Raw genomic sequence first — 12311 nt, 5'->3', positions numbered from 1 at the left:
GTCGTCGTACTCGGCTACGGCAACGCGCCCGGTGAGCTCAACGGCGTGAACCGGCGCCGGCTCGAGCGGGGGCTCCGCTCCCGCCACCCCCGCGCCGCCTCCTCGTTGCTCGTGCTCAGCGGCGGCGCCGTGCGCTCCACCGTCCCCGAGGCCGAGCTCATGGCCGCGCACCTGCGCGGACCGCTCGGCTACCGGGGCGCCCTCGCCCTCGAGACCGAGAGCCGCTCCACCGAGGACAACGTGCGCCTGTCCGTGCCCTTCTTCGAAGGCGCGGACCGCATCGTCCTCGCCTCGGACCCGCTGCACGAGCTGCGCGCTCAGGAGTTCCTGCGCCGCCTGCGCCCCGACCTTGCCGCGCACCTCGCCCCCGCGGACCGCTCCCGCCCGCTCGAGGGCTGGTGGCTGCGCCCCGCGGAGGCCGTGATCGGCATCGAGGGCTTGCGCCGCGCACGCATGCTGGGATCCTGGAGGGCATGAACCGCGAGGAGGCCAGGGCCCAGGGCGAGATCGAGCAGGCGATCGCCCGCGGCGACTTCGACGACCTCCCCGGTGCCGGCAAGCCGCTGAAGCTGCCGAGCACGCATGATCCGGACTGGTGGATCAAGCAGCGCCTCGACGAGGAGGACGTCGACCGCGACGCGCTCCTGCCCGTTGTCGTCCTGCTGCGCCGCGAGCACGAGCAGCGCGACGACACCCTCCGCGAGCTGCCCGACGAGCAGTCCGTGCGCGAGTACGCGGACGACTTCACGCGGCGTGTGCGCGAGGATCGCGCCGCGAGCCCGATGGCCCGCATGCTCGCCCCCGAGATGCCGGCCGACGCCGCCGTCGAGCGCTGGCGCGAGCTGCGCGCGGAGCGGGAGGAGCCGGTGGTTCCGGCGCCGGTCGCAGAGCCCACGGGACGGCGTCGACCGTGGTGGCGCCGCCTGCTCGGCGGGAGCTCAGGCGATCGGGCGTGACCGCTCCGCGTCGATGATCTCCCAGGTTCCCAGCCGCCGGAACCCGGCGGACTCCGCGAGGGCGATCGAGGACGTGTTCTCGACCTGGCACCGGTACTGCGGCTCGTCGCCGCGATCGAGGGCCGCGATGCTGACGCCCCGCACCGTGACGCGGCCCAGCCCCCGGCCCCGCTGCTCCGGCAGCGTGATGACGCCGAGGTCCGCGAAGCGGGTCTCCCCCCAGGGGTACATGCTCGAGGCGCTCGCGAGCCGCCCCTCCACGAGGGTGCCGACGACGAGCCAGTGATCGAGCTCGACGAACGCCTCGTCGAGATCGTCCTCCGGGGCCGCGCGGGTGAACTCCTCGAACAGCGGGGCGTCCGCGGCGGTCAGCTCGCGGGTGCGGGGATCGGGCCCTTCGGCGCGCAGCGCCGCCTGCTCCTCGAGGGGCAGGAAGAACAGCACGTCCGGGTCGTTGAGGGTGATCCCGTGCCCCTGGAGCCGGGTCCGGAGCTCCCGGGGCTCGACGTCCTCGCCGCTCTCGAGGCCGAGCTGGTCCGATCGCGCGGAGGAGAGCGAGAGCAGCGACGGGCCGTCCTCGGGATGCAGCAGCGACACCGACCTCCGCTCCGAGAGGGTGGGGTCGACGGTGACCGCCACCCGGTCCGACGCCGCGCCGCGGGAGTCCTCCGGGATCCACTGCGCGTGGACGAGGGGCGAGAACATCGCCCCCTCAGTCCATGCCCTGGGCGAGCACGTCGATGACGTGGGGCACGGCGTCCTCGTCCCCGGAGAGGTCCACCTGCTGGGCGCCGCCGGGCAGGCGGTCCAGGGCCGGCGAGCGGCCCCACAGCCACAGGTAGATCGCGAGCGCGGTGCCCTCCGCCTGCGCGAAGGGGAGGGCGTCGGGGTCGGCGTCCTCCGGGAGCGGCCGCGCGACGAGCTGGTCGAACTCCTGCCCGTCGCGGGGACGGGTCCCGGTCCAGTGCGCGATCTCGACGTCCAGCGCCTCCCCGCCCTCGGGCAGCAGGCGCAGCAGGGCGAGCGGGGAGAGCTCCGCCCACTCGGGGATCCAGTCGTGGCCCGCCGCGAACATCACCGCCACGGCGTGGTCGAGACCGTCGGTCGCGACCTCCTCCGAGATCGGGGAGAGGGTCTCGGCGCCGGCCGTCAGCTCGGCGTCGACGCGGTGCATGGTCGCCTCGTGCACCTGCATCCGCCGGGTGAAGCCCACGCTCTGATCGGCGGGGAACCACGACCATGCGGCCTGGTCGTCGGGACGCTTCTCGAGCTGGGCGAGCAGCGAGGCGGTGGCCCGGGCGCGCCGATCGACGAGGTGCTCGCGGGCGTCCTCGCCCTCGGGCCGGGGGTCCTTCATGCCGTCGGCCTTCTCGGCGTCCTCGTCGGTGCGGGCCTCTGTGGCGAGCACGGACGCCCAGAACTCGTGGACCTCGGTGACGTGCCACAGCAGGTCCAGGGCGGTCCAGTCCGGGCAGGTGGGGACGGGGGCGGCGGGGTCGGTCGCCGCGAGGACGGAGGAGGAGCGGCCGGCCTCCGCGTCGATGAGGGCGAGAGGATCGGGGAGGGCGGCGGGGGACGGTGAGGGTGTCATGGGCTGAGCCAAGCACGACAGGGAGGGCCCCACAACCGAAATGGGACGACAGGGCGGAGCGGGGCGTCGAGACTGGGGCCATGCATCTGGAGAACGTGGTCATCGACGCCGTGGAGCCGCTCGTCACCGGGCCGGCATGGGAGGAGCGGCTGGGCACCGAGCGGCTCACCACGCTGCCCGAGGGTGTCGAGACCCGGATCCATCTGCCCGGGGAGGCCTTCCTGGACCTGTGCGTGATCGCCGTGCCGGAGGCGGAGGAGGAGCCCGAGCGGCTGCACCTGGTGCTGGGCCCGGGGGAGCAGGGGCGGGAGCGGCTCGAGGAGATCCGTCTCGAGAGCGCGGACGTCCCCCGTGACCTCGCCTTCTGGACCTGGCTCTCGGCCTGGGAGCCGGAGGCTGGCGGGCTCCGCCACCCCTCCGGCGAGGGCCCGCTGCTGCGGCTCGTGCCGGAGTCCGCGCCCGCGGGGCCGCTCAAGAACCGGGCGCACCTCGACATGCGGCTCGCGCCGGGGGAGGAGCCGGACGCGGCCGCCGCGGAGCTGGTGCGCCGCGGCGGCCGCGAGGTGACGGAGGATCCCACGCTGCCGTGGCGGGTCTTCGAGGACCCCTCCGGCAACGTGCTGTGCCTGCTGCCCGCCCCCGCGCCGGGGAGCTGAGGCTCAGGCCCGGGGGCGGAGCGTGAGCAGCACGATCCCGGCGGCGGCGAGCATGAGCACGAGGCCCACGCTCGCCGTGATCGTCACGCCCGAGTCGAAGGCGTGGCGGGCGGAGTCGAGCAGCGCTTCGCCGACGCCCGCGGGGAGCTGGGCGGCGACGGAGGTCGCCCCGCCCAGGGTCTCCCCGGCGGCGGCGGACTGCGCGGCGGTGAGGCCCTCCGGCAGCTCGACGTGGGCGCGGTAGGCGGCGTTGAGGATGCTGCCGAGCACCGCGGTGCCGAGCACGGCGCCGGTCTCGTAGGCGGTCTCCGAGATCGCCGAGGCCGCGCCGGCCTTCTGCGCGGGGACCGCGGAGAGGATGAGGTCGTTGGAGATCGTCTCCGCCATGCCCACGCCCGCGCCGAGGATCATGAACGCGGCGACGAGGGCGGCGTCGGATCCGGCGCGGCCGCCGGTGAGGATCACCGCGTAGCCGACGGCGTTCAGCACGAGGCCCACCGCCATGGCGTGGGCGGGCCGCACCCGCCGCACGAGGCGCACCACGAGCAGGCCCATGAGCACGGTGAGCACGAGCCCGGGCAGGAGCAGCAGGCCGGCCTGCACCGGGGAACGGCCGGAGACCAGCTGCAGGTGCTGGGCGACGAAGTACAGGAACCCCACGAGCGAGAACACGCTGAGCAGGTTCGCGGCGATCGAGGCGCTGAAGGCGGGGACCGCGAACAGGCGCACGTCGAGCATCGGGTCGCGGCGCACCAGCTGGCGGCGCACGAAGGCGAGACCGCTCAGCAGGCCGAGGCCCGCGGCGAGCACCACGCCCACCGTCACGCCGTCGTGGGCGAAGGTCTTGATCGCCCACACGAGCGGGATCATCGTGGCCATGACCAGCACGATCGAGGCGGGATCCACGGGGCCCGGTCGCGGGTCGCGGGACTCGGGCACGAGCCTCGGGGCGAGCACGAGGAGCGGGACGAGCATCGGCAGGGCGAGCAGGAACACGGAGCCCCACCAGAAGTGCTCGAGCAGGAGGCCGCCGATGATCGGTCCCAGCGCGGAGCCGCCGGAGAAGCCGGCCGCCCAGATCGCGATCGCGAGCCGGCGCTCCTCGGCGTCCGTGAAGATGTTGCGGATCAGCGAGAGCGTCGCCGGCATGAGCATCGCGCCGAAGACGCCCATCCCGGCCCGCAGGGCGATGAGCACGCCGGCGCTCGGGGCGAAGGCCGCGACGGCGGAGACGAGCGCGAAGCCGGCCGCTCCGATGAGCAGCAGGCGGCGCCGCCCCAGGCGGTCGCCGAGGGAGCCCATGGGGACCAGCAGGCCGGCGAGCAGCAGCGGGTAGATGTCCACGATCCACAGCAGCTGCGCGCCGCTGGGCTGCAGGGCGGTGGAGAGCGCGGGCAGCGCGAAGGAGAGCACGGTGTTGTCCACCGAGATCAGCAGCACCGGGAGCACGAGCACCACGAGGGCGGCCCAGCGGCTCCGCGCGGTGGTCACGGCGGTGGTGGGGACGTGGGTCGACATGGTCTCGCCTCCTCGGAGCGGATCGGGGGTGCCGCCACGGCCGGCGACCCGCTCACGCTAAACCGTCCAGACGGTACAGTAAAGCGTGAGCGCCTATGGTGCTCGTCATGTCCGCCCGTGAAGATCTGCTCGACGCCCTCGAGGGGCTGCTCATCGACGACGGCGAGCGCGCCGCGACCCTCGACGCCGTCGCCGCCCGCGCCGGCGTCTCCAAGGGCGGCCTGCTCTACCACTTCCCGTCGAAGACCGCGCTCTTCGACGGCCTCGCCGGCCGCCTGCGCGACCTCGCCGCCGCGGACCTCGAGCTCATGGCCAGCGCGCCCGACGGCCCCTCCGCCTACTACGTGCGCTCCTCCGTCTGGGAGGACACCGCCTTCGACCGCACGCTCGTCGCGGCCTCCCGGCTCTCCTGGACCGAGGACGCCCCCGTCCGCCGCGCCTTCGCCGACGTCCGCGCGAGCTGGCTCGCCCTGATCCTCGAGGAGGTGGGCGACCCCGCCGCCGCCGAGGCGATCATGCTCATCGGTGACGGGCTGTACTACAACGCCGTGCTCGGCGGATCGAGCGTCCCCGACGGCACCGCCGCGGGCTCCCGTGATCTCGACGGCCTGCTCTCGGTCGTCGCGCGGCTGCGGGAGGGCCGCGCATGAACGACCGGTGATGCTTCGATGATCTCTCGGTGACCTGCCGGGATCGTCGGACCTGCCGACGGTCGCGGCCGCAGGATGGGGCGCATGGCCCCCTCCTCGACCACCTCCCCGCGCCGGGTCGCGATGCTCGCGGCCCTGCTCCCCGCCCTCCTCCTGCCCTCCGCCGCGCTCGCCGATCCGACTCCGCGCCCCCATGCGCTCCACGGCGAGGTGAGCATCCTTGCCCGGGGAGTGACCCACGAGCGGATCACCCTCGGCGACCCCGGGGCCCGCTACGACTGGACCCTCCAGGTGACCCTCCCCTCGGGGGAGGAGGGGGTCGCCGATTCCCCGGTCTCGAGCGCGGCGATCGCCGCCGAGGCCACCGACCGACTGCGCGGGGCCGGGCTCGACGCCCGCAGCGAGGAGGTCGGCGCCGACGAGCTCGAGGACGCCGGCGGTCCCCTCGGCGAGCGCGTCCGCGTCGGCTCCTACGCGACCGAGGCGGAGGCCTCCCGCGCCCGCGGGGCCGTGATCGAGGCCGGGTACCCGGCCTCCGTCTGGTACGAGGGCTGGGACGGCGACGCCCCGGCGCCGGAGGAGGGCGGCGGGCTCGTCGCCGTGAACGTCCTCACGGTCGACCCCGCGCGGTTCCGCGGCGAGGTCGATGCCACCTTCGGGGCGGACCTCGAGCGCACGGAGACCTGCGCGGTCTCGATCTCGACGGCATCGATCGGGTCCCCGGGCTGATCCGCAACTGCGGGGGCACCGACGACCTCCCCACGAGCGCCCCGCAGCACGACGTGACCTGCACGGACGCCGACGAGTTCGTGGCCTTCACCGAGGAGTTCGGGGCGAGCACCCCGGAGGGCGAGGGGCTCGAGGTGGTCCTCGACACCCACGGCCGCGTGCGCGACGTGCTCGAGCGCCGCGGCACCGCGCTCGGCCGCGGCGAGCGCTCCGTCCAGGCGACCGGCGCCGAGGTCGCGCGGCTGCGCGAGCTCGCCGAGGGCGCCCGCCGCCTGCACCTCACGAGCGAGCTCGCCGACCCCTCCGGGCGGCGGCTGCCGATGACGCCGAGCACGCAGGTGATCAGCGGCGGGCCGAACCTCGTCACCGACGGCTCACGCGAGGTCACCGCCGCGCGCGACGGCATGGTGCTGCCCGCGAACCCCGGCCAGTTCTACGGGTGGGTCCACCAGCGCAACCCGCGCACGATCGCGGGCGTCGACGCCCGGGGGCGGCTCGTGCTCGTCACCGTCGACGGCCGACAGACGGAGTCGGTGGGCATGAGCATCTCCGAGGCCGCGGATCTCGCGCTCGACCTCGGCCTCGTCGACGCCGTGAACCTCGACGGCGGCGGCTCCACGACGATGGTCGTGGGCGACGAGCTCGTGAGCACACCGTCCGGCGGGCAGGAGCGTGCGGTGGGCGACGCGCTCGTGATCCGCGGGCGCTGACCCGGCTCAGCGGGCCCGCGGCAGCGCCGCGGTGACCCACTCCTCGGCGTCCACGAGGCGCGGATCCGCCCCGTGGGCGCCGAGCCAGGTGCACACGTTGCGGCAGTCCCGGCGTAGGAACTCCTCGCCGTGCGGGTTCGCCACGAGGTCCAGCACCTGTGGCACGTCGATCACCACGAGGTCCTGCCCGCCGCTGCGGGGGTCCACGAGCACGTTGTAGGGGGAGAGGTCCCCGTGGACGAGGCCCAGCTCCTCGCCGAGCGTGACGACGACGCGCCGCAGCTGCGCCGCCCAGCGGTCCGCGAGGTCCGGCTCGGGTCGGGCCTCGTGCAGGCGCGCCCCGGCGGTGGGCGTGCCCGGTGTCCCTTCCGTCGCGTGCTCGGTGCCCACGAACTCCATGAGCAGCTCCGTGCCCTGCACCTGCACCGGGTACGGAACGGGCAGGCCCGCGGCGCTCAGGCGGGTGAGGACGTCGAACTCGGCGCGCGCCCAGCGGTCCGCGGCCGCCTCCCGGCCGAAGGTGGTGCCCTTGGCGATCGCGCGCGCCTCCCGCGAGTCCTTCACCCGCCGGCCCTCCGTGTACTGCGCCGTGCGATGGAAGGAGGAGTGCTTCTCGGAGCGGTAGCGCTTGGCGACGTAGAGCGCGCGCTCGCCGGGGGCGCCGGTGCGCCGGTGCTCGGGCAGGGCGCGCTCGAGCAGGAAGGCGTCGGCCTCCTTGCCGGTCTTGAGCACGCCGAGCTCGGTGTCGATCGCGCCGTCGTGCTGCACGACCCAGTCGGGGAAGGGCTGCGGGCCGCGATCCATCGTGTGGGCGGTCTGCGGCCACGTGGACCAGCGCTGGTCGGGGCCGGGCTCGTCGGGCACGGAGGGGAACTCGTCGGGATCGGCGAGGCCGGAGGAGACGAGCGAGGCGGAGTAGAAGGTGTCCCAGTCGAAGGACGAGGTCATGGGGGTGTCTCCCGGGGAGAGGGACCCGCAGGAGCTCAGCGGGTCGAGGGGTGGTGGAGGACGGCAGGGGTCAGCACGGTGACAGCCATGGGGTCCTCCTCTCCTCGGGGCGCGCCCCGCACGGGGCGGCGACTGCGCACACCGTAGCCGGCGACCGTCGGCCCCGTCGAGCGAATAATCGTTTACGGCGGGATCGGGCGGAACGGACGCGGCTCAACCGATTCAGCGGATCCCCCTTCCTCGTGGGAATTGATCGTTGGGTTCGTCGCAGCCCGACCCGCAGGAGCCACATCCCATTTCCCCTCAGGAGGAGGCGACGATGACGTCAGCCCCGCACTCCCGCTCCCTTCCCGCCCTCCGCCGCCGCCCCGGCCGACGGGCCCGGCCGCGGCGTCCGCTGGCGCAAGGACCACGTGTTCCCGAGCTTCCGCGGCGCCGGCACCGTGCGCGTCGCGGACCTCCGCGAGCTCGACGGCTTCGACCGTCTGCTGCTCATCACCCTCCAGGGCCTCGCCAACCGCGAGAAGCCCCAGCTGTACCTCATCGCCGACCCGGTCGACGAGACCTGGGTCGAGGACCTCGGCGTGCGCACCCTGCGCGAGAAGGACCCGCTCGATCTCGTGGACCGCTACCGCGAGCGGATCGGCGGCGCCGTCGTCCACGACATCGACGTCCCCCACACCATCAACCTCGCGACCACCATCGCAGGCCTCCAGGGCCTCGTCGTCGCCACCGCCGAGCAGGCGGAGACCCACGGGATCGAGATCGTCGAGAACCTCCGCGGCCGCTTCGAGGACGATCCCGCCGCGATCCACGACTGGGCCATGGCCCACCTCTGGGAGCAGTGCACCCACAAGATCCTCGTCGGCCTGCCGCCCACCCACACCGTCGCGGTCGAGGGCGCCCGGTGGACCGAGCTGCTGCGGGAGACCGAGCGCGTCACCGACTCCTCCAACCTCGACACCTACACCCTGGACCTCACCGGACACGGCGGCGAGGGGGCCTGTTCCTCAAGGTCGGCGACTCGTTCTCCGACGACGGCTGGGGCGGCGCCGTGCACCACGTCGAGATCACCGCCGACGGCGAGGTCCTCGCCTCCTTCGTCCCCGGCACCGCCGAGGAGGAGCCCTCGAAGCCCTCGCAGCGCCGGCCCGAGGACCGCGTTCTACGTCACCCTCACCGTGGGCGAGGGGGACAACATCCAGTACTGCCAGCGGCACATGCGCGAGCTGTGGGACGACCCGAACCGTGGCCAGGTGCCCCTGAACTGGACCGTCACCCCGCTCCTCGAGGACATCGGCCCCGCGATCCTCCACCACTTCCAGCGCACCGCCACCGAGGACGACCTGCTCGTGTGCGGGCCCTCCGGCGCCGGCTACACCTACGGCGACTCCTGGCCGCAGGACGAGCTCGGTGTCTTCACCCGGCTCTCCGGCCTGTACCAGGAGCGCACCGGCCTCGACGTCGTCTACGCGTACTCGACGCCCGAGCCCGGCGAGGCGCCGCTCGTGCTGCCGGACCGGGTCCTCGAGGCCTACGCCCGGGACGTGCCCCTGCGCGGCATCATGCAGACCGACGAGGCCGGGACGATCTCCGAGCCCGACGCCGCCGTGCCGCTGATCGGCATGTTCTACCCGCCCGGCGGCGTCGACGTGTTCCGCGCGGCGCTGCGGAAGAAGATCGAGGAGCACGGCGGGACCGGGCCGCTGTTCATCGCGGGGCTCATCAACGCCTGGAGCTGGACGCCCAGCCACGTGCTCGAGCTCGTCTCCGACCTGCCGGGCGAGGTCGAGGTCGTCCTCGCCGAGAGTTCTTCGATCTGTTCTCCCGCACGGCATGATGCCCGGGTGACCACTCCTGACACCGCCCCCGCGCAGCTGCTCGCCCTCTACGACGCGCAGCTGCGCGAGGGCACCGAGGTGCTCGGCGCCGGGTGGTCCGCGCGGCTCGGTCCGCTCACCCTCGCCGTGCATCCCGGCGGCGGAGGCTTCGTCACCTACCGCACGCTCGCGGGGGAGGCGGACCTCCCCGCCCTCGTCGGCGCCGCCGTCGAGAGGCTGCGGGAGGCCGGCGCCGGCGAGATCGAGTGGAAGACCCGCGGGCACGACCACGTCCCCGGCCTCGAGGAGGCCCTCGCCGGCCACGGCTTCGCGGCGGAGGAGACCGAGGCGATCATGATCGGCCCGCTCACCGGACTCACCGGCGAGGTCCCGCTCGCTCCGGGCTCCCGCGTGCGGCGCGTGCTCGCGGCGGAGGACGTGCGCGCCGTGAGCGCCATGACCGACCGCGCCTTCGGCCAGCAGGTCGACCCCGCCCGGGCCGACGCCCTCGTCGGGGCCGTCGCGGCCGGGGACGGCACGCAGCTCTGGGTCGCCGAGGTCGACGGCGAGATGGTCTCCGCCGGGCGGCTCGTCACCGTGCCCGGCACGGACTTCGTGGGCCTCTGGGGCGGCGCGACCCTGCCCGCGTTCCGTGGCCGCGGCCTCTACCGCGCGCTCACCGCCGCCCGCGCCCGCGCCGCCCTCGCGCAGGGCTTCCGCTTCGCCCACAGCGACTCGACGCCCTTCTCCCAGCCCATCCTCGAGCGCTCCGGCCTCGCGCGAGTCTCCACCACCACGCCCTGGGTGCGCGCGAGGAGTCGCGATACCTTCACGGAGTGAGCTCTCCCGACCGCCATCGCCGTCTCCTCGCCGTCCTGTTCGGGGGGATGGGCGTCCTCCACTTCGCCGCGCCGTCCGTGTTCGACCAGATCGTGCCCCGTGCGCTGCCCGGCCGCGCGCGGTCCTACACCCTCGCCTCGGGCGGTGCCGAGCTCGTCGTCGCAGGGCTGCTCATGTCGCCCCGGACCCGGGGCTGGGGCAGTGTGGCGGCGGTGGCCCTGCTGGTCGCCGTGTTCCCGGCGAACGTCCAGATGGCGCTGGACTCCCGTGACGCCTCTCCGCTGCGTCGCGCGGTCGCCCTGGGTCGACTGCCGCTCCAGGGGGTTCTCATCGCCCAGGCTGTGGGAGCCGGGAGACGCTGATCGGCCGGCGACCTCCGACCCTCAGCGGGAGAAGGCGAGGCCTCCGGCGACGAGGGTCGCGAGCGGGCGCACCGCGCGGAGCCGCGCCGCCGCCTCGCGGGCGGCGGTGTCCACGAGGAGACCATCGGCCCCGAGGGGCACGTCACCGAAGGGATCCTCCGCGAGCAGCACGAGGTCCGCGGGGCCGCCCACGGCGAGGGAGCGGATCCCGTCGGTCGAGGCGGCGAGCGCCTCGCGCGGCTGCAGCTGCTGGGCGGGGAACCAGCCGGGCCGGTGATCGGCGCTGCGGTGCACCGCCGCGGCCATCGCGAGCCACGGGTCCACCGGCGCGACCGGCGAGTCCGAGCCCAGCAGCAGCTCCACCCCCGCCTCCGCCAGGTCGCGGAAGCGGTAGGCGAGGTGCGCGGCGCCCGGCAGGAACTCCTCGGTGGGGTCACGGTCGTCCAGCAGGTGAGCGGGCTGCACCGAGGCGCGCACCCCGAGCGCCGCCATCCGGGCCACGTCCTCCTCCGCGAGCAGCTGCGCATGCTCGATCCGGCCCGTGACGCCCGCACCCGCGAAGGCGTCGAGCACCACGCCCACCGCCGCGTCGCCGATCGCGTGGACCGCCGGCTCGAGACCGAGGGCCGCCGCACGGCCCAGCAGGGCGGGCAGCTCGTGGGCGTAGTCGCTGAGCACACCGACCGGACCTCCGGGATGGCGGCAGTAGGCGGAGCGGGAGCCCAGGGAGCCGTCCGCGATGACCTTGAGCGGGCCCATCGTCACGAGACCGTCGGCCGTGAGCGGCGTGCCCGTCGGCCCCGGCACCGTGGCGAGCCCCGAGGCGTAGGTCGCCGCGCGCACCCGCATGCGCGCCCCGCGCCCCTGCCACAGCCGCCAGTTCTCCGCCCACTCCATGTCCGTGAGCCCCACGAGCCCGCAGGCCAGCGCGTCCTCCTGCAGGCGGACGATGCCCGCGGCGAGGCCGGCGGCGACGCCGGGCAGGTCGTCGAGGTGCGGAACCGCGTCGAACCACTCGTCCTCCGCGACGATCCCCGTGCGCGGCGGCAGGCCCAGGCCCCGGAGCGCGGCGGAGCTCATCCAGGCGTGGTGCGCGTCCCCGCCGATCAGCACGATCGGCACTCCGCTCCCCTCGTCACCGCCGATCGCGTCGAGCGCGGCGACCGTCGGCTCCCCGGTGAGGTCCACGAGCCGGTGCCCGAAGCCCACGAGCGCGGAGCGGTCGTGCGGCTCCCGCGCCGCGAGCGCCTCCTGTGCCAGTCGCACGACCTCCTCCGCGGAGCTCGCGGCGGAGGTGTCGAGCCGGGCGTAGCCCTGCGCCGTCTGCCCCGCGTGCACGTGGTGGTCCCACAGGCCGGGGATCGCGATCGCGCCGCCCGCATCGAGGATCTCCTCGCCCTCCCGCGGCAGGTCGGGGCCGATCGCGGCGATCAGGCCGTCACGCAGCAGCAGGTCCACGGGGGAGGAGGCGCCGAGCAGGCGCACGTCACGCACGAGCACCCCGGCAGGGTACCCATGACAGCCGTCATGG

The 12311-nt window shown here is 74.6% G+C and carries 13 protein-coding genes; 8 read left to right on the top strand and 5 right to left on the bottom strand.

Going from position 1 to position 12311, the window contains the following annotated elements; genetic code table 11:
- Positions 1-45: 45 nt before the first annotated feature.
- Together C1N80_RS00265 and C1N80_RS00260 are read left to right on the top strand one after the other, a co-directional pair.
- A complete protein-coding gene (locus tag C1N80_RS00265; protein ID WP_240811172.1) occupies positions 46-477 on the top strand; it encodes an ElyC/SanA/YdcF family protein in 432 nt (143 codons plus the stop codon).
- Complete coding sequence (locus C1N80_RS00260; protein ID WP_137768925.1) at positions 474-956, top strand: DUF1992 domain-containing protein; 483 nt, start codon at positions 474-476, stop codon at positions 954-956. Before C1N80_RS00265 ends, C1N80_RS00260 begins: the two co-directional genes overlap by 4 nt.
- Here C1N80_RS00260 and C1N80_RS00255 read toward each other — a convergent pair.
- Together C1N80_RS00255 and C1N80_RS00250 are read right to left on the bottom strand one after the other, a co-directional pair.
- Positions 939-1661, bottom strand: a complete 723-nt coding sequence (locus C1N80_RS00255) for a GNAT family N-acetyltransferase (protein WP_137768924.1) — start codon at positions 1659-1661, stop codon at positions 939-941. The two genes, C1N80_RS00260 and C1N80_RS00255, sit on opposite strands and share 18 nt — an antisense overlap.
- 7 nt (positions 1662-1668) lie before the next feature.
- The gene (locus C1N80_RS00250) at positions 1669-2547 is read right to left on the bottom strand and encodes a maleylpyruvate isomerase N-terminal domain-containing protein (RefSeq protein WP_137768923.1); all 879 of its coding nucleotides are present in this window, start codon (positions 2545-2547) and stop codon (positions 1669-1671) included.
- An 80-nt stretch (positions 2548-2627) separates the two neighbouring features.
- Between C1N80_RS00250 and C1N80_RS00245 the strand changes: the two genes are divergently transcribed.
- A complete protein-coding gene (locus C1N80_RS00245) occupies positions 2628-3203 on the top strand; it encodes a VOC family protein (protein WP_137768922.1) in 576 nt (191 codons plus the stop codon).
- A gap of 3 nt (positions 3204-3206) precedes the next feature.
- On the opposite strand, the gene C1N80_RS00240 is transcribed toward C1N80_RS00245, so the two are convergent.
- A complete protein-coding gene (locus C1N80_RS00240; protein WP_137768921.1) occupies positions 3207-4721 on the bottom strand; it encodes an MFS transporter in 1515 nt (504 codons plus the stop codon).
- Between the two features lie 107 nt (positions 4722-4828).
- On the opposite strand from C1N80_RS00240, the gene C1N80_RS00235 reads away from it, so the two are divergent.
- The 3 genes from C1N80_RS00235 (at position 4829) to C1N80_RS15680 (ending at position 6810) form a co-directional block, all read left to right on the top strand.
- Positions 4829-5371 carry a TetR/AcrR family transcriptional regulator gene (locus C1N80_RS00235; RefSeq protein ID WP_240811171.1) on the top strand — a complete coding sequence of 181 codons (543 nt, stop codon included), beginning with the start codon at positions 4829-4831 and terminating at the stop codon, positions 5369-5371.
- A gap of 84 nt (positions 5372-5455) precedes the next feature.
- Positions 5456-6100, top strand: coding sequence for a hypothetical protein (locus tag C1N80_RS15685; protein ID WP_240811170.1), 645 nt, complete (start codon positions 5456-5458; stop codon positions 6098-6100).
- A gap of 53 nt (positions 6101-6153) precedes the next feature.
- Positions 6154-6810: a phosphodiester glycosidase family protein gene (locus C1N80_RS15680; protein WP_240811169.1), complete on the top strand. Its 657-nt coding sequence runs from the start codon at positions 6154-6156 to the stop codon at positions 6808-6810.
- Between the two features lie 6 nt (positions 6811-6816).
- Here C1N80_RS15680 and C1N80_RS00225 read toward each other — a convergent pair whose 3' ends face one another.
- On the bottom strand, positions 6817-7758 hold the full coding sequence (locus C1N80_RS00225) for a serine protein kinase RIO (protein WP_137768919.1): 942 nt from the start codon (positions 7756-7758) through the stop codon (positions 6817-6819).
- A 413-nt stretch (positions 7759-8171) separates the two neighbouring features.
- On the opposite strand from C1N80_RS00225, the gene C1N80_RS00220 reads away from it, so the two are divergent.
- Positions 8172-10418: a GNAT family N-acetyltransferase gene (locus C1N80_RS00220; RefSeq protein ID WP_137768918.1), complete on the top strand. Its 2247-nt coding sequence runs from the start codon at positions 8172-8174 to the stop codon at positions 10416-10418.
- Positions 10419-10465: 47 nt separating this feature from the next.
- Positions 10466-10780 (top strand): hypothetical protein, encoded by a 315-nt coding sequence (locus C1N80_RS00215; protein ID WP_137771579.1) that lies wholly within the window; start codon positions 10466-10468, stop codon positions 10778-10780.
- Between the two features lie 21 nt (positions 10781-10801).
- Here the strand turns inward: C1N80_RS00215 and C1N80_RS00210 are convergent, their stop codons facing one another.
- Positions 10802-12280, bottom strand: a complete 1479-nt coding sequence (locus C1N80_RS00210; protein WP_137768917.1) for an amidohydrolase — start codon at positions 12278-12280, stop codon at positions 10802-10804.
- Positions 12281-12311: the final 31 nt, after the last annotated feature.

This window comes from Brachybacterium sp. SGAir0954 (genome assembly GCF_005490785.1).
Lineage (GTDB): Bacteria > Actinomycetota > Actinomycetes > Actinomycetales > Dermabacteraceae > Brachybacterium > Brachybacterium rhamnosum.
Note: the sequence above shows the minus strand (reverse complement) of the source record. Positions and strands in the feature narration are given on the sequence as shown.